The organism is Streptomyces abyssalis (assembly GCF_001751365.1).
Lineage (GTDB): Bacteria > Actinomycetota > Actinomycetes > Streptomycetales > Streptomycetaceae > Streptomyces > Streptomyces abyssalis.
The window spans coordinates 1495829-1516214 of record NZ_LJGT01000041.1 but is presented as its reverse complement, the minus strand read 5'-3'; the positions used below and the strand labels follow the sequence as shown (position 1 = coordinate 1516214).

At 71.8% G+C, this 20386-nt stretch carries 20 protein-coding genes; 5 read left to right on the top strand and 15 right to left on the bottom strand.

Annotation, left to right across the window (positions count from 1 at the left end):
* Positions 1 to 2: 2 nt before the first annotated feature.
* The 4 genes from AN215_RS27285 to AN215_RS27270 all read right to left on the bottom strand — a co-directional run bounded on the left by AN215_RS27285 (position 3) and on the right by AN215_RS27270 (position 2519).
* Positions 3 to 413 (bottom strand): OB-fold nucleic acid binding domain-containing protein, encoded by a 411-nt coding sequence (locus tag AN215_RS27285; RefSeq protein ID WP_070010550.1) that lies wholly within the window; start codon positions 411 to 413, stop codon positions 3 to 5.
* A gap of 237 nt (positions 414 to 650) precedes the next feature.
* Positions 651 to 1436: a DUF3710 domain-containing protein gene (locus tag AN215_RS27280; protein ID WP_070010551.1), complete on the bottom strand. Its 786-nt coding sequence runs from the start codon at positions 1434 to 1436 to the stop codon at positions 651 to 653.
* 1 nt (position 1437) lies between these two features.
* Positions 1438 to 1959, bottom strand: coding sequence for a dUTP diphosphatase (dut, locus tag AN215_RS27275; protein WP_107374473.1), 522 nt, complete (start codon positions 1957 to 1959; stop codon positions 1438 to 1440).
* Positions 1956 to 2519, bottom strand: a complete 564-nt coding sequence (locus AN215_RS27270; RefSeq protein WP_070011283.1) for a PaaI family thioesterase — start codon at positions 2517 to 2519, stop codon at positions 1956 to 1958. The genes dut and AN215_RS27270 overlap by 4 nt, the downstream gene beginning before the upstream one ends.
* 161 nt (positions 2520 to 2680) lie before the next feature.
* Here AN215_RS27270 and AN215_RS27265 point away from each other — a divergent pair, with 161 nt between their 5' ends.
* Positions 2681 to 3157 (top strand): DUF3093 domain-containing protein, encoded by a 477-nt coding sequence (locus AN215_RS27265; RefSeq protein ID WP_070010552.1) that lies wholly within the window; start codon positions 2681 to 2683, stop codon positions 3155 to 3157.
* A gap of 115 nt (positions 3158 to 3272) precedes the next feature.
* Here AN215_RS27265 and AN215_RS27260 read toward each other — a convergent pair whose 3' ends face one another.
* The 4 genes from AN215_RS27260 to AN215_RS27245 form a co-directional block, all read right to left on the bottom strand.
* On the bottom strand, positions 3273 to 4211 hold the full coding sequence (locus AN215_RS27260; RefSeq protein WP_420856168.1) for a hypothetical protein: 939 nt from the start codon (positions 4209 to 4211) through the stop codon (positions 3273 to 3275).
* Positions 4147 to 4446: a DUF4193 domain-containing protein gene (locus AN215_RS27255; protein ID WP_070010553.1), complete on the bottom strand. Its 300-nt coding sequence runs from the start codon at positions 4444 to 4446 to the stop codon at positions 4147 to 4149. Before AN215_RS27255 ends, AN215_RS27260 begins: the two co-directional genes overlap by 65 nt.
* Positions 4447 to 4892: 446 nt before the next feature.
* Entirely contained in the window at positions 4893 to 6176 is a 1284-nt protein-coding gene (locus AN215_RS27250; protein ID WP_070010554.1) for a sensor histidine kinase, read from the bottom strand.
* A 5-nt stretch (positions 6177 to 6181) separates the two neighbouring features.
* Entirely contained in the window at positions 6182 to 6835 is a 654-nt protein-coding gene (locus AN215_RS27245) for a response regulator transcription factor (RefSeq protein WP_070010555.1), read from the bottom strand.
* Positions 6836 to 7177: 342 nt separating this feature from the next.
* Here AN215_RS27245 and AN215_RS29980 point away from each other — a divergent pair, with 342 nt between their 5' ends.
* Positions 7178 to 7351 carry a hypothetical protein gene (locus tag AN215_RS29980; RefSeq protein WP_171904292.1) on the top strand — a complete coding sequence of 58 codons (174 nt, stop codon included), beginning with the start codon at positions 7178 to 7180 and terminating at the stop codon, positions 7349 to 7351.
* A 124-nt stretch (positions 7352 to 7475) separates the two neighbouring features.
* Here the strand turns inward: AN215_RS29980 and AN215_RS27240 are convergent, their stop codons facing one another.
* Positions 7476 to 8285: an inositol monophosphatase family protein gene (locus AN215_RS27240; RefSeq protein ID WP_070010556.1), complete on the bottom strand. Its 810-nt coding sequence runs from the start codon at positions 8283 to 8285 to the stop codon at positions 7476 to 7478.
* A gap of 118 nt (positions 8286 to 8403) precedes the next feature.
* Positions 8404 to 9579 carry a ferrochelatase gene (locus AN215_RS27235; protein ID WP_079123448.1) on the bottom strand — a complete coding sequence of 392 codons (1176 nt, stop codon included), beginning with the start codon at positions 9577 to 9579 and terminating at the stop codon, positions 8404 to 8406.
* A 128-nt stretch (positions 9580 to 9707) separates the two neighbouring features.
* On the opposite strand from AN215_RS27235, the gene AN215_RS27230 reads away from it, so the two are divergent.
* A complete protein-coding gene (locus tag AN215_RS27230) occupies positions 9708 to 11075 on the top strand; it encodes a D-arabinono-1,4-lactone oxidase (protein ID WP_079123534.1) in 1368 nt (455 codons plus the stop codon).
* Positions 11076 to 11717: 642 nt separating this feature from the next.
* Positions 11718 to 12812 carry a septation protein SepH gene (gene sepH / locus AN215_RS27225; protein WP_070010558.1) on the top strand — a complete coding sequence of 365 codons (1095 nt, stop codon included), beginning with the start codon at positions 11718 to 11720 and terminating at the stop codon, positions 12810 to 12812.
* A gap of 57 nt (positions 12813 to 12869) precedes the next feature.
* Here the strand turns inward: sepH and AN215_RS27220 are convergent, their stop codons facing one another.
* Positions 12870 to 13712 carry a sulfurtransferase gene (locus AN215_RS27220; protein ID WP_070010559.1) on the bottom strand — a complete coding sequence of 281 codons (843 nt, stop codon included), beginning with the start codon at positions 13710 to 13712 and terminating at the stop codon, positions 12870 to 12872.
* A 186-nt stretch (positions 13713 to 13898) separates the two neighbouring features.
* Between AN215_RS27220 and AN215_RS27215 the strand changes: the two genes are divergently transcribed.
* Entirely contained in the window at positions 13899 to 14753 is an 855-nt protein-coding gene (locus AN215_RS27215; RefSeq protein ID WP_070010560.1) for a VOC family protein, read from the top strand.
* 83 nt (positions 14754 to 14836) lie between these two features.
* Here the strand turns inward: AN215_RS27215 and AN215_RS27210 are convergent, their stop codons facing one another.
* The 4 genes from AN215_RS27210 to AN215_RS27195 form a co-directional block, all read right to left on the bottom strand.
* Complete coding sequence (locus tag AN215_RS27210; protein WP_070010561.1) at positions 14837 to 15505, bottom strand: thymidine kinase; 669 nt, start codon at positions 15503 to 15505, stop codon at positions 14837 to 14839.
* 85 nt (positions 15506 to 15590) lie between these two features.
* Positions 15591 to 16793 carry an alkaline phosphatase family protein gene (locus tag AN215_RS27205; protein WP_070010562.1) on the bottom strand — a complete coding sequence of 401 codons (1203 nt, stop codon included), beginning with the start codon at positions 16791 to 16793 and terminating at the stop codon, positions 15591 to 15593.
* Complete coding sequence (locus AN215_RS27200) at positions 16793 to 17377, bottom strand: DUF5998 family protein (protein WP_070011286.1); 585 nt, start codon at positions 17375 to 17377, stop codon at positions 16793 to 16795. The genes AN215_RS27205 and AN215_RS27200 overlap by 1 nt, the downstream gene beginning before the upstream one ends.
* A 28-nt stretch (positions 17378 to 17405) precedes the next feature.
* Complete coding sequence (locus AN215_RS27195; protein ID WP_070010563.1) at positions 17406 to 20282, bottom strand: bifunctional acetate--CoA ligase family protein/GNAT family N-acetyltransferase; 2877 nt, start codon at positions 20280 to 20282, stop codon at positions 17406 to 17408.
* Positions 20283 to 20386: the final 104 nt, after the last annotated feature.

Genomic DNA, 20386 nt, shown 5'->3' with positions numbered 1-20386 from the left:
AGCTACTCCTGTCCGAGGGGTCGCAACTCGTACTTCGGATTGAACATCACCGGGCGGCCGTGATTCATCGATATCCGCCCCCACGCCGTCAGGCCGCGGCCCGGCTCGATGCCCGCGATCGCGCGGCGCCCCAGCCAGACCACGTCCAGGGCGGCGGAGCCGTCGAACAGCTCCGCCTCCAACGTCGGCACCCCGGCCCGCGGACGCAGGGTGACGGTGCGCAGAGTACCTGTCACGCGGACGATCTGACGGTCGCCGCAGGCCGCGATGCGGGTGCAGCCGGTGCTGTCGGCCTCCTGCCGCAGCTCCTGCGAATGCAGATCCTCCTCGGACGAGGACAGCCGCTCCAGGAAACGCTTGAAGCGCCCGCCTTCCCCCCGCTGTGCCTTCTCTGCTCGGGTGGCGCCACTCATGCTGCAAGCGTACCGGTGCGGCCGGGCCCCGATACCGGGCCCGTGGCCGTACCACCGGGCGGCGTTGCCCCGACGCGGACGAGCCGCCGCGGCCCGCTTCCTGCGGGCACGCGGCGGCTCGTCCCATTCCGCTTGTCGTCAGCCGACGCGGTGACGCGGCGGTGCCGTCGTGGGCTCAGCGCACCTCGGTGCTGCGATCTCCCGGGGGACGACCCCCGTAGCCCCGAACCGACCGCGTCAGCGCACCTCGGTGATCTCCGGTCCGCGCTGCAGCTTGTCGAGGCCGCCCGCGAAGCGCGAGCCCTCCTCGACGGTCTCCTGCTGGACGCCGTCCGGCACCATCTGGGCGTCCTCCGGCAGCTTGAGGACGATCGGGTCGCGCGGAGCCATGGGCGACTCGCCGCGCACGATGACCGTGTCGCGGAAGACCTGCTCCAGCAGGCCGCCCGTCTGCGGCTGGACCGCGCCCTGACCGGAGATCACGCCCCGCAGGAACCAGCGCGGCCCGTCGACGCCGACGAAGCGCACGACCTGGACCCCGTTCGTACCGTCCGGGAGCTGCACCGGGACCTGAGCGCGCAGCTCCCAGCCCAGCGGGCCCTCGACCTCGTCGATCACGCCGCCCTGCTTGGTGATGCCGGTCGCGATCTCCTCGCGCACCTCTTCCCAGAGGCCCTCGCGCTTCGGCGCCGCGAACGCCTGCAGCTGGAGTGCGCTGTCCTGTACGACGAGCGTGGCGGCGACGATCGACTCGCCGGCGACCTCCACGCGCAGTTCCATGCCCTCGACACCGGGCACGAAGATGCCGCCGAGGTCCACACGGCCGCTGCCGGGGTCGCTGACCTCGCTGACGTCCCAGGGACCGTCGGGGCGCGGCGCCGGCGGCAGCTTCACGCGCGTCGCTTCGGCGTCCGTGACCGCGTCGGCGGAACCGGCATCCTCGGCCTCCTGCCCGTGCGAGCCGAAGTCGTCCGAGGTGCCCGTCTCAGGCTCTTCGCTCTTCTTGCGACGACGTCCGAACACGTCACTGTCCTCTCAGGTCGGAATGCCGGTCGGCTCCGACCGGAACGTAGTCATTCTGATGTGCGGCGGCCTGGCTGTGACCGCCTGTGGAGCCGAATCCCCCCGCGGCCCGCACCGAGCCCGGCAACTCCGCCACCTCGTGGAAACGCACCTTCTCCACCTGCTGGACGACGAGTTGGGCAATGCGGTCGAGACGCTCGAACCGCACGGTCTCGCGCGGATCAAGATTGGCCACGATCACCTTGATCTCTCCACGGTACCCGGCGTCGACCGTTCCGGGTGCATTGACCAAGGAGACGCCGCAGCGGGCGGCCAGCCCGGAGCGCGGGTGCACGAACGCCGCGAAGCCCTCGGGCAGCGCGATGGCGATGCCCGTGGGCAGTACCGTGCGCTCGCCGGGTGCGAGTTCCGCGGCCTCGGTCGTGACGAGGTCGCAGCCCGCGTCCCCGGGATGTGCGTACGCGGGAACGGGTACGCCCGGGTCCAGGCGCCGCAGCATGACGTCGACGGGCGTCCCGTTCACGGGTTCACCTCGAAGGCCCGCGCGCGCCGGACCTGGTCGGGATCGGCCATGGCTGCCTGGATCTCCTCGTCGCGCCCGTGGTCGGTGAAGTGCTCGACGTCCACCTTGATGAAGAGGGCCTCGGCGCGGACGGCGACGGGCCCCTCGGGGCCGCCGATCCTGCCCGTCGCCCTGGTGAAGACCTTGCGGCCGTCCACGGCGGTGACGGCCGCGCTCAGGTGGAGCACGGTGCCGACCGGGACGGGGCGTACGAAGTCCGTCTCCAGGTGTCCCGTCACCACGATCATGTGCATGAGCCAGCCGAGCGAGCCCATCGTCTCGTCCAGAGCTGTGGAGAGCACGCCGCCGTGCGCGAGTCCGGGAGCGCCCTGGTGCACGGGACGCACTGTGAACTCGGCGGTGACGTCCACTCCTTCGCCCGCCCTGACCTCCAGGTGCAGTCCGTGCGCCTGTGCGCCGCCGCAGCCGAAACAGTGCTCGTAATGTGAGCCGAGAAGCTCTCCGGGCGCGGGGGCGTCGGGGTGTCGTACCGCTGCGGCGGCGCCGGAGGGCGGCGTCAGCGGTGTCTTGGGCGGGTCGGGCCGCCCCTCGGTCTCGGGCGCGTTCCGCGGTCGGGCTGTACTCACGTGTGCAGACCTTACCGCCGGGTTGCGGCCACGTGGCGCCGAAGGGCCGCGGATCCCGCCCGTGGGCGGCCGGCGGCACGTGACAGGCTGGGCGCATGGTTGCTCGGGAACGGCCCTACGACGAACGCCTCACGGCTCCCCGCTCCTGGTGGCTCATCGCCGCACTCACAGGTGTCGCGGGCGCGCTGGTGATGCTGCCCCTCGGTGTGCTGCCGATGCTCGGCGGGCTGGCGACGGCGGGCGTTCTCGCGGCCGTGGCCGTCAGCTCGTACGGCTCCGCACGCATCCGCGTCCTCGCGGACTCGCTCGTCGCGGGGGACGCCCGCGTACCGCTGTCGGCGCTCGGAACGGCGCATGTGCTGGACGAGGAGGAGGCCTTCGCCTGGCGCACGCACAAGGCGGATCCGCGTGCGCACATGCTGCTGCGCAGCTACATCCGGACCGCGGTGCGTGTGGAGGTCACGGATCCGGCCGACCCGACGCCGTACATCTTTCTCTCCACGCGTACGCCGCAGCGGCTGGCCGACGCGCTCTCCCCGGCGGCGGCGGAGCCGCGGACGGCGCGGGAGTGACCTTTCCGGGGCCCTGAGGACCTTCAACGGGGTCTTGCGGGCTTCACGGCGCCTTGGAGGGACCGGCGAGGTCCGCCGTGGTCCGCGGGACCACAGGACCTGCCCGGGCGCGGAGTCAGCCCGGGGACGGGGGCAGGGCCCGCCTGCCGGCCGGTCCGGCGCCGTCGCTGCCTTCGACGCCGGGCGGCAGCGCCTCCCAGCCGTCGCCGGAGGCACGCAGGTCCTCGCGGATCTTCTCCGCGAGCTTCTTGGTGTCCCGGCTGTTCATGACCGCGCCGACCGCGGCGCCGACCATGAAGGGCGTCAGGTTGGGGAGGTTGCGCACGGTGCGCTTGAGAAGCTGCTGCCGCAGCTCGCGCTTCATCTGACCGCCGAGAGCGGCGTTCAGCGTCGTGGGTCTGGTGATGTCGATGCCGCGTTCGGAGGTCCACGCCCCGAGATAGGCGGCTGCCCGCTGCTTGACGTTGCCGGGCGGGCGGTGTCCGTACACCTCGTGCAGCTCAGCGATGAGCTTCAGCTCGACGGAGGCGACACCGACGATCTCGGCGGCCAGCTCGGCGGGCATGGCCGGCGGTACGGGCATCATCGCGGCGGCACCGACTCCGGCTCCCACCGTCGCCGAGCCGCGAACCGCTCCGGCGACCAGCTTGTCGGCCATCTCCTCCCGGCCCAGGCCGGGGAACTGGTGCCGCAGCGTCTCCAGATCCCGTACGGGGATACGCGGCGCCGTCTCGATCACACGGTCGGCGACGAGGCCCAGGAAGGCGCGCACCCTTCCGTTGCCGCGCTGCTTCGCCGTCTCGTCCCCGCTCGCGTCCGCGCCCTCTGCGACGTCACTGCCTTGCGCCGTGCCGCCCCCCTTGCGCGGCCACGGCAGGCGGTAGCGTCGAGCCGGCTTCGCGGGGACAGGCACGAGCGAGGTCCGCTGGTCGGGCTCGCCTCGCTCGTCGTCACGCGTTTCGTCCGCCACTACGGCAGCCCCGCTCCGGTCAGGCCGCGCAGTCGCGGCAGACGGGCTGGCCGTTCTTCTCGGCGGCGAGCTGGGACCGGTGATGAACGAGGAAGCAGCTCATGCACGTGAACTCGTCGGCCTGGCGCGGCAGGACCCGCACGGACAGCTCCTCGTTGGAGAGGTCCGCGCCGGGCAGCTCCAGACCCTCGGCCTGCTCGAACTCGTCGACGTCGACGTTGGACGCCGACTTGTCGTTCCGCCGGGCCTTCAGCTCCTCGATGCTGTCTTCGTTGACATCGTCATCGGTCTTGCGTGGGGTGTCGTAGTCCGTTGCCATTTCGCTCTCCCCCTCTGGGTTTCTTTGGTGTCTCCAGCGCACGTAACGCGTGAGAGGCCGGACTTGTGCCCGACCTGAGGCGGAGATTTTGCCTCACATCAAGGTCTGTTACTCAATCGACACCCAACCGCGCCCCTGAAGAGGTGATCGCGTCGGCTGCCGAGGAGGACCTTAAACGGTCCCCTGCTCGCGCTGCGCGCACGCACCCCGGGTACTGCCCACGATCTCCACCTGCGGAAACCTGGATTTTCCGGTAATTCTTCCCGTAACGAGATCACCCAGGGTGGGGAACGGGAAAATCGCGTGTGTGATCGATCACAGACACGTCCAGTGCGCGCCGCCGGACAAAATTCCGCATATAGCGAACTCGGGGAGTTACCCTCACGGCCGCCCTACACGGACACCGTCCGTGCATGCCCCGGTACGCGAGCCATCCCGGCGGAACGTCAGACAGGCAGCACGACGCGCAGCGCAAGGCCGCCCCCTTCCCGCCCTTCCGCGGTGACCGTGCCGCCGTGTGCCCGCACCACCGAGCGGACGATCGACAGGCCGAGCCCGACTCCCCTGTCGCTGCCCGTACGGTCGCCGCCCAGCCGCCGGAAGGGTTCGAAGAGGTTGTCGGTCTCGTAGCCCGGGACGGCCGGGCCCGTGTTCTCGACCAGCAGCACCGCGTGGCCGGGCAGAGGCTCCGTGGCGACGGAGACCCATCCACCCTCTTGCAGGTTGTAACGCACCGCGTTCTGCACGAGGTTGAGGGCCACCCGCTCCAGGAGCACCCCGTTCCCCTGTACGTACACCGGGTGCCGCACTCCGCGCAGCTCGACCCCCTTGCCGTCCGCCTCCGCGCGCACCTGCTCGACGGCGCGGCCGGCGACCTCGGCGAGGTCCACGGGCTTGCGGTCGACGATCTCGTTCTCGCTGCGCGCGAGCAGCAGCAGCCCTTCCACCAGCTGCTCGCTGCGCTCGTTGGTGGCGAGGAGGGTCTTGCCCAGCTGCTGGAGCTCCTGCGAGGCCTCCGGGTCGGAGAGCTGGACCTCCAGCAGCGTGCGGTTGATCGCCAGCGGCGTGCGCAGCTCGTGGGAGGCGTTCGCGACGAAGCGCTGCTGGGCCGTGAAGGCGCGGTCGAGCCTGTCCAGCATGTCGTCGAAGGTGTCCGAGAGCTCCTTCAGCTCGTCGTCCGGGCCCTCCAGCTCGATCCGCTTGTGCAGGTCCGAGCTGGCGACCTGGCGCGCCGTGCGCGTGATGCGTCCCAGCGGCGAGAGAACCCGCCCCGCCATCACGTAACCGAAGGCGAAGGCGGCGACCGCGAGGCCGAGCAGCGCCATCAGGGAGCGCTGCAGCAGTTCGTCCAGGGCGACGGCGCGCTGCGCGTCGGTGCACTCGCCCAGCCGCTCCATGAACTGCTCGCTCGGCAGCGTGCCCGTCAGGCCGGGACAACTGTCGGAGGTGAGCTGTGCGTTGGCGTTGAGGATGCGGAAGGGAAGCTTGCTGCCCTCGTGCAGGGCCTCGGCCGCGAGCAGATAGATCAGCGTGAGCAGCACCATCCCCGCGATGAGGAACATGCCGCCGTACAGCAGCGTGAGCCGTATCCGGATCGTCGGACGCAGCCAGGGGTACGGGCGTGCGGGCTCCCCCGGGTCCCAGGTGGGCTTCGGCGGCGCGGAGGCGGGCCCGGACGGCGGCTGCTGCCGGGGCTCCGCCGGCCCCGAGGGGGTCGTGTGGGCGGCCATGGCGATCAGATCCTGTATCCGGCGCCGGGGACAGTGAGGATCACGGGCGGCTCGCCGAGCTTGCGGCGCAGCGTCATCACGGTGACGCGTACGACGTTGGTGAAGGGATCGGTGTTCTCGTCCCAGGCCTTCTCCAGCAGCTGCTCGGCGGAGACGACGGTGCCCTCCCCGCGCATCAGCACCTCCAGCACGGCGAACTCCTTCGGGGCGAGCTGGATCTCCGAGCCGTTACGGAAGACCTCGCGCCGGTTCGGGTCGAGCCGGATGCCGGCGCGCTCCAGCACGGGTGGCAGCGGGGACGTGGCACGGCGGCCGAGCGCCCGTACGCGCGCGACCAGTTCGGAGAACGCGAACGGCTTGGGCAGATAGTCGTCCGCGCCGATCTCCAGGCCCTCGACCCGGTCGCTGACGTCGCCGGAGGCGGTGAGCATCAGCACTCTCGTGGGCAGGCCGAGTTCGACGATGCTGCGGCAGACGTCGTCGCCGTGCACGAGTGGGAGGTCGCGGTCGAGGACGACGACGTCGTAGTCGTTCACGTCGATGCGCTCCTGGGCCGCCGCTCCGTCGTAGACCACGTCGACTGCCATGGCTTCCCTGCGGAGCCCGGTGGCGACGGCGTCGGCGAGCAGCTGTTCGTCCTCGACGACGAGTACGCGCACGGCACCTTCCCTTTCCTGGGTGCTGAATCCGCCCGCACACCAGCCGTGCGGCGACTTGCTGTGATGCTGCAATCCTGCCCCGTACGTCGGTAAATCGCCGGTAAGAGCCAGGCCGCGGGCGGCCCGCGAGATTTTTCGTGACTTGAGGTTTCTCTGAGGTTGCGGAGGGGGAGGACGAGGGGCACACCCCGCGATCACGCCCTGTAGGCGGCTTGCCACCGCGTCCGGGAGACCGGCCGCTCCGGCTGCCGACCGTCCAGCCAGGGAGCACGTCGTGATCATGATCGACCGAACCCTCGGCACACACCCCGTGCCACCGACCCATGACGAGGGGGCGCACCCATGGACGCGTTCACTGCCGGACTTCTGCAGCGTATACAGAACACCGAAAGCGACCTGAGCCGCGCTCGTGAGTCGGGCGACGACTTCCTCGTGGACGTCGAACAGTCGGAGCTGGAAGATCTCCACCGGATCGCCGCCGAGCACGGCGTGGAGATCGGCGCCGGCTCGGTCTGAACGCCCGGCCGCACACGCACCATGAGCCCCGGGAGCCCCCGCCCCGGGGCTCACTCATGTCCGGGACGCCGCCGCGCGCAGGGGCAGGGCCCCGCCCGGACGCCGGGCCGGGGCCCGCGCCGGCTCAGTCGTGCCAGGCGCCGAGGCGGTCGAGCAGCGGCTGGAGGATCTCGAAGACACCCGGTGAGGCGGCGACGGCCAGTTCGCCGTCCGGCGCCAGACCGGGACGGCCGCCCGTACGCGCTCCCGCCTCACGCGCGATGAGGTCGCCGGCGGCCAGGTCCCAGGCGTGCAGCCCGCGTTCGTAGAAGGCGTCGAGCCGCCCGGCGGCGACGTCGCACAGATCGACGGCTGCCGAGCCGGAACGGCGGATGTCGCGGACGCGCGGGATGAGCTGCCGCACCAGTTCCGCCTGGGCGGCGCGGCGCTCGGCCACGTAGTTGAAGCCGGTGGCGACGAGGGCCTGGTCGAACGGGGGCGCCGGGCGGCACCGCAGGGGCTGGGCGTTGCAGAAGGCGCCGTGACCGAGCGCGGCACGGAAGGTCTCGCGGCGGGGCGGCGACTCGACGACGCCGATGACGGTCTCCCCTTCGAACTCCGCCGCGATGGAGACGGCCCAGCCGGGCAGCCCGTACAGGTAGTTCACCGTGCCGTCGAGGGGGTCGACGATCCAGCGGACGCCGCTCGTGCCGGGCGAGGACGCGCCCTCCTCGCCGAGGAAGCCGTCGTCCGGACGGCGCTCCGAGAGATAGCCGGTGATCAGCTTCTCGGAGGCGAGGTCCATCTCCGTGACGACGTCGACGGAACTGGACTTGGTCGCGGAGACCTCCAGCTCCGCGGGACGTCCGTCGTGAAGGAGGGCACCGGCGCGGTGGGCGGCCTCCAGGGCGAGTTCGAGGAGTTCGGCCTTGAGCTGGTCGACCTGGGCGCTCACGATTCTCCTTGCTCGGTGCTCTGGTCCTGCTGGTCGCGGTTGTTCCCCACCCTTGCTCCTGCTCGGGAGGCGGCGGCATTACGCGTGACGGGCGCCGGAGGTGTCCCGTTGCACTGCCTCACGCGAAGGGGCTGTCCGCTCCCGCGGCGGCGGGCCTCGCCGTACGGCCCGGGCAGCAGCCCACCGGGCACACGTCGTGGCTGGGTCCAAGGGTGCCGACGGCGCACCGTTCGGGGCGCGCGCCACGCTCTGTGGCGGCGCGCTCCAGGACCAGTTCGCGTACGGCGGCCGTGAAGCGCGGGTCCGCGCCGACGGTCGCGGACCTGGCCACGGGCAGCCCGAGCTCCCCGGCCTTGGCGGTGGCCTCGGTGTCGAGGTCGTAGAGGACCTCCATGTGGTCCGAGACGAAGCCGACCGGCACCATCACGGCGGCCGGCGCGCCCTGCGCGTGCAGGGTCTCCAAGTGGTCGCAGATGTCCGGCTCCAGCCACGGCACCGCGGGCGGGCCGCTGCGCGACTGGTACACCAGCCGCCAGGGCCGCTCGGTGCCCGTCCGCTCCGCCACGGCGGAGGCGACGAGCCGGGCGGCGTCCAGATGCTGCGCGACGTACGCGCCGCCGGAGCCGTGCTGTCCGGGCGGTCCCGAGGTGTCGGCGGCGGCGGTGGGAATGGAGTGGGTGGTGAAGGCGAGGTGCGCGCCCTCCCTCACCGGGGCGGGCAGCGCTTCCAGCGCGGCGACGACGCCGTCGGTGACCGGCTCGAGGAAGCCGGGGTGGTTGAAGAAGTGGCGCAGCTTGTCGACGCGGGGCGGCCGGAGGCCCTCCGCTTCGACGGCGGCCAGTGCCTCGGCCAGGTTCTCCCGGTACTGACGGCAGCCGGAGTACGAGGCGTAGGCGCTGGTCGCGAACGTCAGCACACGGCGGCGGCCGTCGCGTGCCATCTCGCGCAGGGTGTCGGTCAGATACGGCGTCCAGTTGCGGTTGCCCCAGTAGACGGGGAGTTCCACGCCCTGCTCGGCGAAGTCCTTGCGCAGGGCGTCCATCAGCGTCCGGCACTGGGCGTTGATCGGGCTGACACCGCCGAAGAGGAAGTAGTGCTCGCCGACTTCGGCGAGGCGCTCGCGCGGGATGCCGCGCCCCCTCGTGACGTTCTCCAGGAACGGCACGACGTCGTCAGGCCCCTCCGGGCCTCCGAACGACAGCAGCAGCAGGGCGTCGTAGGGACGGGCGCCGGAGGAGGCGGAGACGCCGGCTGAGTCGTCGGCAGCGCCACCGGCATCGAGCACATCGGACATGTCCCGATCCTGCCATCCCGGGGCCCGCGGAGCCCGCGGGGCCCTCCCGCCTACCGCGGAACCCTCGGCCGTACGGGCCCCGGACCGTGAGTATGATCCGATGTCACCGCGAGAGGGGGCACGGCCTGATGAGCGCGCAGCCGACGAGCAGCGGCCGGAGCAGCCGGACGGGCCGGGTGGACGGGCCCGCGAGGGGTACCCGCACGACCTGGCGCAACTGGGCCGGGAACGTCGCGACGGCCCCCGCACGAACCGTCTCCCCCTCCACCACCGGGGCGCTGGCGGAGGCGATACGGCGCGCCACCGAGGAAGGGCTGCGCGTCAAGGCAGTCGGCACAGGGCACTCCTTCACGGCCGCGGCGGCCACGGACGGCATGCTGATACGGCCCGAACGCCTCGCCGGCATCCGGGAGCTGGACCGCGACGCCGGAACGGTGACGGTCGCCGCCGGAACCTCGCTGAAGCACCTCAACGAGACGCTGGCCGCGGCCGGACTGTCGCTGACCAACATGGGCGACATCATGGAGCAGACGGTCTCCGGTGCCGTCAGTACGGGGACACACGGCACGGGCCGTACGTCGGCGTCACTCGCGGCGCAGGTCAGCGGGCTGGAGCTGGTGTGCGCGGACGGATCGGTGCTGCGCTGCTCGGAGCAGGAGAACGCGGAGGTCTTCGCGGCGGCACGGCTCGGGCTCGGCGCTCTCGGCGTGATCAGCGAGCTGACGTTCTCCGTCGAACCGGAGTTCCTGCTGACCGCACGCGAGGAACCGATGGCCTTCGACAAGGTCACCGGCGACTTCGATCAACTCGTGGCCGAGAACGAGCACTTCGAGTTCTACTGGTTCCCGCACACCGACAACTGCAACACCAAGCGCAACAACCGCAGCGACGGTCCGGCGGCCCCGCTGCCCCGGGTGCGCGGCTGGATAGACGACGAGCTGCTCTCCAACGGCGTCTTCCAGGGCGTCTGTTCGCTGGGAGCGGCGGCACCGTCCGCCGTGCCGGCCATGGCCCGCATCGCCGGCAAGGCCCTCTCGGCCCGTACGTACACGGACATCCCGTACCGGGTCTTCACCAGCCCCCGGCGCGTGCGCTTCATCGAGATGGAGTACGCCCTGCCGCGCGAGGCGCTCGTTCCGGCGCTGCGGGAGCTGAAGCGGCTCGTCGAACGCTCCCGCCTCCACGTCAGCTTCCCCGTCGAGGTGCGTACCGCGCCGTCGGACGGGATCCCGCTCTCCACGGCGCACGGGCGCGAGACGGCATACGTCGCGGTGCACATGTACCGGGGCTCGCCCCACGAGGCGTACTTCACGGAAGCCGAGCGGATCATGACGGCGCACCGCGGGCGTCCGCACTGGGGCAAGGTCCACACACGGGACGTCGCGTATCTCGCCTCGTCCTATCCGCGGTTCGCCGAATTCACCCGGGTCCGCGACAGGCTCGACCCGGACCGCGTCTTCGGCAACGACTACCTGCGGCGCGTGCTGGGCGACTGACGGATTCCGGCACGGAATCCGCCGCCCGTCGGCAGCTGCGGCAGTGGGTCCGCCGGTGGCATGGGCGGTTCCCGGGCGCAGTCAGGGGAGCACGCGACGGCTCCGTTCGCCGGGGCGCTGCCTCCGTCCGCCCCCGGCGCACCCACGTGCGTGCCTGAACGACTCGGTGGTTCGTCCGAAGTGGTCCCCGGTCCGGGGGACTTGCCGCTCCTTCCTGTCAACACGCGGCGGTGGACGATCCGTTCATAACGTGCCTCCAAGTGGGCAGGATCCGAAGGCAATGGTTCCGTTCCCGGCGGTTCTGTGACTCTTGCCACCCGTGAACGCCGCTTCAAGACCTGTCCCGGCCTCAAACCCCTTTCCCCGCGAGCAATTTGAACGGCGCGCCGGTCCACCCCCGTGGCCCTAATGGAGTAGTGTGACGAGCCCTGGCCTCGGCTCAGACCCGGCTCAGGCAGCACAGGTGACGAGGACGGTCACTATGCGTTGCGAAGTGATAACCGTGCCGCATGCGGTTCCGGGAAGGTCCCGGACGTCGGACAGGTCGGCAAGGTTGTGGCAGGCCGCACACGGGCAGGCCACATTCGTCCAGCGGGAGCAGCGACGCACGTGATGTCGGCAGGCACCACCCGGGAGGTTCACATGCCCGAACTGCGTGTCGTGGCCGTCAGCAACGACGGCACACGTCTGGTGCTCAAAGCTGCCGACAGCACGGAATACACGCTTCCGATTGACGAGCGGCTGCGCGCCGCCGTACGCAACGACCGCGCACGTCTCGGCCAGATCGAGATCGAGGTCGAGAGCCACCTGCGTCCCCGCGACATCCAGGCGCGCATACGGGCCGGTGCCTCCGCTGAGGAGGTCGCACAGCTCGCGGGCATCCCCGTCGACCGCGTACGCCGCTTCGAGGGCCCCGTGCTGGCCGAGCGCGCGTTCATGGCCGAGCGCGCACGCAAGACGCCGGTACGCCGCCCCGGGGAGAACGCGGGACCTCAGCTCGGCGAGGCCGTGGCCGAGCGGCTGCTGCTGCGCGGCGCCGACAAGGACGCGGTGCACTGGGACTCCTGGAGACGCGACGACGGCACGTGGGAAGTGCTGCTCGCCTACCGGGTGGCCGGTCAGCCGCACTCCGCGACATGGACGTACGACCCGCCGCGACGCCTGGTACAGGCAGTCGACGACGAGGCCCGCTCGCTCATCGGCGAGACCGACGACACCCCCGAGCCCAGCACTCCCTTCGTGCCGCGGATCGCGCGGCTCCCCAGGGAGCGCAGCGACAAGGGCGAGCGCGGCGGCGACCGGGCGGAGCTGGAACCGGCGGGCTTCTCAGGCGGCCCGTCGGGCGACGGGGCGGACGGCGACGGCGACCAGCCCGACTCGCTGACAAGCCTGCTGGAGGCCGTGCCGAACTTCCGGGGCGACATGGTCGTGCCGGAGCAGCAGAGCGGCCCCGCCTCCGCCGCTCACACCTCGTCCCCGTCGGAGACGGAGACCTCGTCCGAGGACGAGCGGGAGGCGGAGGAAGAGGAGGAGCCCGTCGAGCCTCCGGCGACGGCCGCGGGCGCCGGTTCGGCGTACGCGGACGTGCTGATGCCGCGCTCGGTCAGCGCGCACCGCGACCGGCTGAAGGGGAACACCGACCGGCAGGCCGAGGCGGACGGTGTGCGCCCCGGTCGCCGTGCCGCGGTGCCCAGTTGGGACGAGATCGTCTTCGGGACCCGCCGCAAGAAGGACTGACCGCTCGCTCCGGTCACCTGTTCCCGGCGCCCGCGCTGAGGCCGCAGCGGCGCGGTGTCAGCCGGGTTCCGGTCCGGTGGCGACCGGACGGCCGGGGTCGGCGGACCATTCGCTCCAGGAGCCCGGGTACAGGACGGCGTCGATGCCTGCCTGCGCCAGGGCGAGTACCTCATGGGCCGCCGAGACGCCCGAGCCGCAGTAGACGCCGACCTCGGTCGTCTCGGTGACGCCCAACTCCCGGAAGCGGTCGCGCAGTTCGTCGGGGGAACGCAGCAGGGGCGCTCCTTCGGGCCCGGCGCCCCGCACGTTCTCCGCCGTCGGCGCGGAGACGGCGCCCGGGATGTGGCCTCCCACGGGGTCGATCGGCTCGGTCTCGCCCCGGTACCGCTCGGCGGCCCGCGCGTCCAGCAGAACGCCGCGCCGCGCCAGCGCCGCCGCGCCGCCGGCGTCCAGGACGCGGAGCGATCCCGGGCGCGCGGTGAAGTCGCCGGGCTCGGGCGTGACTTCGCCCGCCTCCAGCCGCCCGTCCCATGCGGCGAGGCCGCCGTCCAGCACCCGGACGTCGCCGTGCCCGGCCCAGCGCAGCAGCCACCAGGCACGCGCCGCGGCCCAGCCCGTACCGCCGTCGTAGACGACCACCGGCCGGGCAGCGGAGACGCCCGCACGGCGCATCGCCGCCTGGAAGACCTCCGGGTCGGGAAGTGGATGGCGGCCCGACGCGCCCGGCGGTGCGGCCAGTTCGGAGTCGAGGTCGACGTAGACGGCTCCGGGCAGATGGCCTGCCTCGTAGTCGGGCCTGCCGTCGGGGCCGCCGAGCTGCCAGCGGACGTCCAGGAGCACGGGCGGCTGGCCGGCAGCGAGTTCGTCCGCGAGAGCTGATGCGGAAGTGATGGCTGTCATCCCGCCATTTTCACTCACCTGTGCGGAACAGAACGCTGCGAAAGGGGAATTACCGGCGGTGTCGGTGACTATGGCGCCACAGGTGGTGGGACCATCAGCAAGGGGCACGGAACAGGACCCGGAGGGGTCCGTCGCAGACAACACACGACGCGGCCACATCGACGATGGTCACAAGGGAGACGACGCATGACGGAGTCAGTGACTCGCCACTCGCATCCGAGACAGATGCCCGGCACACCGTGCTGGGCGAGTCTGCTGGTGCGCGACCTCGGGCGCAGCCAGGAGTTCTACCACGAGCTGTTCGGATGGGAGTTCTATACGGGACCGGATCAACCGGGCCCCTACGTACGGGCGTTGGCCGACGGACACGAGGTGGCCGGGCTGGGCGAGATCGTGCCGGGAAGGAGCTTGAGCGTCGCCTGGCTGCCGTACATGGCATGCGACGACGCCGACGCTACGGCGGGAGTGATCCGCGAACGCGGCGGCACCGTCGCCGTCGGGCCGCTGGAGGCCGACAGCGCGGGGCGGATGGCGATCGCCGCGGACACCGCGGGTGCGAGCTTCGGTGTGTGGCAGCCGGCGCCGCAGCCGGACAGTCTGAGTCCTGCAACGGCAGAGGTGCCGGGCGCGCCCGTCTGGTACGAACTGATCACGCGCGACTCCTCGGTGGCCGGCGTCTTCTACCCCGCCGTCTTCGGCTACGAGTCCGAGGGCGGCGCCGGGACGGGCGACGCAGAAGCGAGGGAGGGGGAGCACGGGAAGGACGCGGGTGCCAGGGAGGACGCGGCGGACGACTATCTGACGCTGCACGTCGGCGGCACGCCGGTGGCGGGCATCCACGGCGTCGGACGCGCCCTGCCCCGCGACCGCGGACCGTACTGGAAGACCTACTTCGCCGTCGCCGACACCGACGCCACGGCCCGACGCGTACTCGAACTCGGCGGCTCCATCGTGCACTTGCCGTCCGACACCCCGCACGGGCGGGTCGCCACGGCAGCAGATCCCGAAGGCGCGCAGTTCAGCGTGACCGCGCACGTCTGAACGACCGGTGCCACAGCGCGCTCCGGCAGCCGCCAGAACACGTGCGGCCGGCTGCCGGAGGCGCCCCCGGCAGAGAGGTGCCGCTAGAACACGTGGGGCGTGGCGGGTGCGTCGATGGGCAGCACGTCCGGCGAGAGCGCCCCCGCCCGTGCTGTCGCCGAGGTGAGCCGGCGGCGGTGATGGCGGCGGCAGAGCACCTCGTAGCCGACTTCGCCGGTGGGTTCGCCGACGTCGCCGACGACGACCTGGGCACCCTCGACGACCATCTTCCCGCCGACCGTACGGGCGTTGTGCGTGGCCCGCGCCCCGCACCAGCACAGCGCCTCGACCTGCAGCACCTCGATGCGGTCGGCCAGTTCCATCAGCCGCTGCGAACCTGGGAAGAGCCTGGTCCGGAAGTCCGTCGCGATACCGAAGGCGAACACGTCCATGCCCAAGTCGTCGACGATGCGGGCCAGTTGGTCGATCTGTTCCGGGGTGAGGAACTGCGCCTCGTCCACGATGACGTAGTCCGTACGGCCGCCCGCCGTCAGATGCTTCACGAGGTGGGCGTGGAAGTCGAAGCCGTCTCTCGCCTCGACGGCGTCCGTCACCAGACCGAGCCGGGACGAGAGCCGTCCCTCCCCCGCGCGGTCGTTGCGCGTGAAGATCATGCCCTGGAGGCCGCGCGTGGAACGGTTGTGCTCGATCTGGAGAGCGAGTGTCGACTTTCCGCAGTCCATCGTTCCGGAGAAGAACACCAGCTCTGGCATGGGGACGTCGGCCTTTCTGCACGGGCGGGCGGGGCGTGTGCGCCTCGTACGGGCCGGGGTCCGGCGTACGCACGGGCGGCTGCTGTTACGTACGGACTTCGAGGAGCGGGACGAGCTGTTCGGCGGAGGTGGCCGAGCCGTGCATGCCGATGAGCGCGGACTCCTTCGGTTCGCGTTCGGTGGCCACCACTGCGGCGTCCCCGCTCATCGCCGCCACCACATCGCCGATACGGGCGTGCACGCGATCGTCGATCCGCGGCCCGAACCACCCCAGTCCGACGGCCTCTTCACGGGTGGCCACCCACGCGTGTCCGGCGAGCACCTCGCGCCACACCGACGCCACGTCGCGCGCGGCACCGGGCACGGCGTACAGGTGGCGCATCCGGCCCTCGCCGCCGAGCTGGGCGACACCGGCGCTCAACTCCCAGTCCTCGTCGACGTCGAAACGTGCCTGCGGAGTCGTCGGCACGTCGACCATGCCGTGGTCTGCGGTGATGTACAGCGCCGACCGGGGCGGCAGTTGCTCGGCGAGCCGCTGGGCGAGCCTGTCGACATACATCAGCTGGCCGCGCCAGGCGTCGGAGTCGATGCCGTACCGGTGGCCGTGGCCGTCGAGTTCGGCGTAGTACGTGTACACGAGGGTGCGGTCCGCGGCGGCGAGTCGTTCGGCGGCCCGGTCCATCCGGTCCTCGGCGCTCAGCACGCCGTAGAACGTGCCCCCCGACAGGGCGACGCGCGTGAGCGGGGTCTGCTCGAAGTGCGGCGCGGAGACCTGGCTGGCGGTGATTCCCGCGGTGTCGGCGAGCTGGAAGACCGTCGGATACGGCTGCCACACGTGCGGCTCCGTCCAGGGCTGCCAGCGCAGCTGGTTCATCAGCCTGCCGGTGTCCGGGTCGAGGGCGGTGTAGCCCGGCAGCCCGTGCCTCCCCGGGGGGAGGCCCGTGCCGACGGAAGCCAGCGAACTCGCGGTCGTGGAGGGAAAACCGGCGGTCAGGGCGGTGCCGGTGCCGCCGAGGGAGGTGTCCAGGAGCGAGGTGAGGAACGGCGTCTCCTCCGGATGCGCCCGCAGCGCCTCCCAGCCGAGGCCGTCGACGAGGAACACACAGGCACGGTCGGCCGGCTCCAGCCGCAGCCCCGTCTGCAGCCCCTCCAGCCCCTCCAGCCCCTGTGCGGTGACGACGGCGGGCAGCAGGTCCGACAGCGATGCGTGTCCGTAGCGCGGTACGGGTGCGGTGCGCGGATCCAGCGGGAGCGGTTCCTGCGGATTCTCGGTGGCGGCCTGTGCCATCAGGAAGGGGTCACCGTCGCCTCTGAGAGCGCCTGCGCGAAGGCGAGGGTCTGGCGCACCGTGTCCGGTCCGTCGGCCGCCTCGCTGACACGCAGCGAGAGGTCGTCGGCCGTGGAGGAGCCCGTATAGCCGTGGTCCGCCTCGCAATTGGGGTCGCCGCAGGTGGCGGGCTCCATGTCGAGCCGGGAGACGGCGCCCCAGCCGATGGTGAGCACGACCTCGCGGGGCAGGGTGCCGGGCGTGTAGGACTCCGGGTCGGCGACGACGCGGGAGAGCACGACGGACGAGATGCGCTGGATCTTCACGGACTCCGTGGAGGTCGTCGCATACGGGGAGGACGAGGTGCCGTCCGCGGGTTGCTCGTCGGTGTGGCTGACGAGGAAACGCGTGCCGGTGAGGACGAGGACCGTGACGTGGCGACGCACCTCGTTGGAGTCGAACGTCGTCTCCTGGTGCACGAGGTAGGAAGTGACGGGCTCGCCGCCCACCGCCGCCTCGACGGCCTCGCCCACGAGGGTCGGGTAGTAGCCGCTGCGCTCGATCGCCTCACGCAGCCCCTGGGTCGTCGTACCGGTCTTCGCCATGCGGGCCATCCTACGGGCCCGCCGACTCTCAGTAAGCGGGCAGGCTGCGGCGGCCCAGGTCCGTCTGCGGCGAGGGCTCGGCGACACGGACGGCCGCGCCGAGAACCGTGTGTCCGCGCGGAGCGACGACGACCGGCTCCAGGTCGACGGCGACGATCTCGGGACGGTCGTGCAGGAGGCGGGAGACCCGCAGCAGCAGGGCCTCCAGGGACTCGACGTCCACGGGCTGCGCGCCGCGCCAGCCGAACAGTATCGGAGCACTGCGAATGGTACGTACCAACTCCGCGGCATCCTTGTCGGTGACCGGGACGAGCCGGTGCGCCACGTCTTCGAGCAGTTCCGACGGCGTTCCCGCGAGGCCGAAGGAGATCACGGCCCCGATGGACGGATCGACGGCCGCCCTGACGACGGTGTCGACTCCGCGCGGCGCCATGGCCTGCACGACGGGGCGCAGTTCGGCGGGATCTCCGAGTGCGTCCGTGAGCTCCGCGTAGTCGCGGCGCAGTTCGGTCTTCGAGGAGATGTCGAGGCGTACGCCGCCGAGATCGGCACGGTGGCGCAGATGCGGGGCCGTGGTCTTGAGCGCGACCGGGTATCCGAGGCGGCGCGCCGCCGCGGCCGCGTCGTCGGCGCTGGGGGCGGGAAGGGCCGGCTGGACCTCGATGCCGTAGCAGGCGAGCAGATCCGCGGCGTCACGGGAACTGAGAGTGATGCTCCGGTCCTGTTCCCCGGCGGTGTCTCCGGCGGGGCGGGCGGCACCGGGTCCGGTTCCGGGTCCGGCTTCAGTGCCGACCGCGGGTCCGGCCCCTGCCTCGCCGGCTGCCGGGACGGCGTCCCGCGCGTGGACCGGCGCGTCCTGCGCCTCGTCCGGTGCGGCCCGTGCCTGGTCCGCCTCCTGCGCCTGGCCCGCCGCCTCCGCCGCCGCACGCTCCAGCAGCGCGGCGGCCGCCGCCTCGTCGGCCTCGAACTCCGGTACCCGGCCCGGGTTCTCCGCCTCACGGCGCCAGTTCGCGTAGTGCGCCGCCTCCGAGAGGGCGCGCACCGCCCGCTCGGGAGCGGGATAGGAGGGGATGCCGCGTTCCGCGAGTGCCTTCTCCAGGCCCTCGATCGCCAGGTGCACGACGGTCACGGGCTTCTCCGCGCCCTCGGACGCCTCGCGCAGCGCGTCGGCAAGCTCGGCCGCGAGGCTCTCGCCGACCCACGGGATGACGGTGACGACGACCGCGTCGGTCTCCGGGTCGTCGAGTGCCTCACGCACGGCCCGCCGGTACTCCTCCGGCGTCGCGGACGTGCCGAGGTCGCGCACCGGCTGCGGCCGGAGCTCGCCGGCGAGAGCCGCGTCGTACGAGAGCAGCCCGAGCGACTCGGCGTTGCCGAGGATGGCGGTGCGCGGCCCCGCCGGGAGCGGCTGGGAGACGAGCAGGGCACCCGCGTCCAGCAGTTCGGTGACCGTGTCGACCATGACGACGCCTGCCTGCCGGAGCAGCGTGGTGACCGTCGCAACCGGCGTACGGGAGACCGGCGCGGCGTGACCCGCCGGTGGTGCGCTCCCGCTGTGCCGCGCCCCCTTGACGACGACGACCGGCTTGCGTGCGGCGATGCGCCTGGCCAGCCGGGTGAACTTCCGCGGATTGCCGATCGATTCGAGGTACAGGAGCGCGACGTCCGTGTCGGGATCGTCGTCCCAGTGCTGGAGCACGTCGTTGCCCGAGACGTCCGCGCGGTTGCCCGCCGAGACGAAGCTGGACAGCCCGATCCCGCGCTGGTGGAGGCCGGCCAGCAGCGCGATGCCGATGGCCCCGGACTGAGTGAACAGGCCGACCGTGCCCCGCCCCGGCATCTCCGGGGAGAGTGTGGCGTTGAGGCGCACGTCCGGTGCGGTGTTCATCAGGCCGAAGGCGTTCGGACCGATGACGCGAGTGCCGTACGAGCGGGCGAGCCGGACGAGTTCGCGCTGTTCGTCGCGGCTGAAGTCGGCGGTGAGCACGACCAGTCCCTGCACACCCGCCTCCCCGCACTCCCGCGCGAGGGCGTGCACCTGATCCGCGGGCACGGCGACGACGGCCAGATCGAGGTGCTCGGGCACGTCATTGACGGAACGGAACCCGGAGACGCCCCCCACTTCGCCGCCTCCCTCGGGAAGCCCGCGGTTGACGGCGTACACCCGGCCCGTGAACCCGCCGGCGCGCAGACTCTCCAGGACCCGCCGTCCGGCACCCCGCGGCGAGCGGCTGGCACCGATGACCGCGACCGAACCGGGTGCGAGCAGCCGCTGCACGGAGCTGCCTTCCGCGCGCTGTTCGCGCGCGCTCATCACGGCGAGGGAGCGCTCGGTCGGTTCGAGGTCGAAGGTGAGATGGACGGAACCGTCCTCGAAGCTGCGGTGCTGCGAGTAGCCCGCATCGGTGAACACCTTGATCATCTTGGTGTTGGCGGGCAGCACTTCCGCGATGAAGCGCTGGATGCCGCGCTCGCGTGCGACGGCGGCGATGTGCTCCAGCAGAGCGGAGGCGACGCCGCGTCCCTGCTGGTCGTCGCGTACGAGGAAGGCCACCTCCGCCTGTGCGGACTCCCCCTCGTCGGAGGACGCGGTGGCGGCGCGTCCGCTGTCGTCGACGCGGTCGTAGCGAACCGTGGCGATGAACTCGCCCCCGACGGTGGCTGCGAGGCCCACGCGGTCGACGTAGTCGTGGTGCGTGAAGCGGCGCACGTCGCGGTCCGAGAGGCGCGGGTAGGGCGCGAAGAAGCGGTAGTACTTGGACTCATCGGACACTCGTTCGTAGAAGCCGACGAGGCGCCCGGCGTCGTCCGGGGTGATGGGCCTGATCAACGCGGTGCCGCCGTCGCGGAGCACCACGTCGGCCTCCCAGTGCGCCGGGTACGAACGCTCCCCAGGGGTACGCATGGGGATCAGGGTAAGGCCGCACCGGCGGACACGGCCCCGGACATCCGGCAGCGCACGTCAAGGGGGTGCGACAGCCCACCGGGAGGGGCATGCGAGACTTGTCC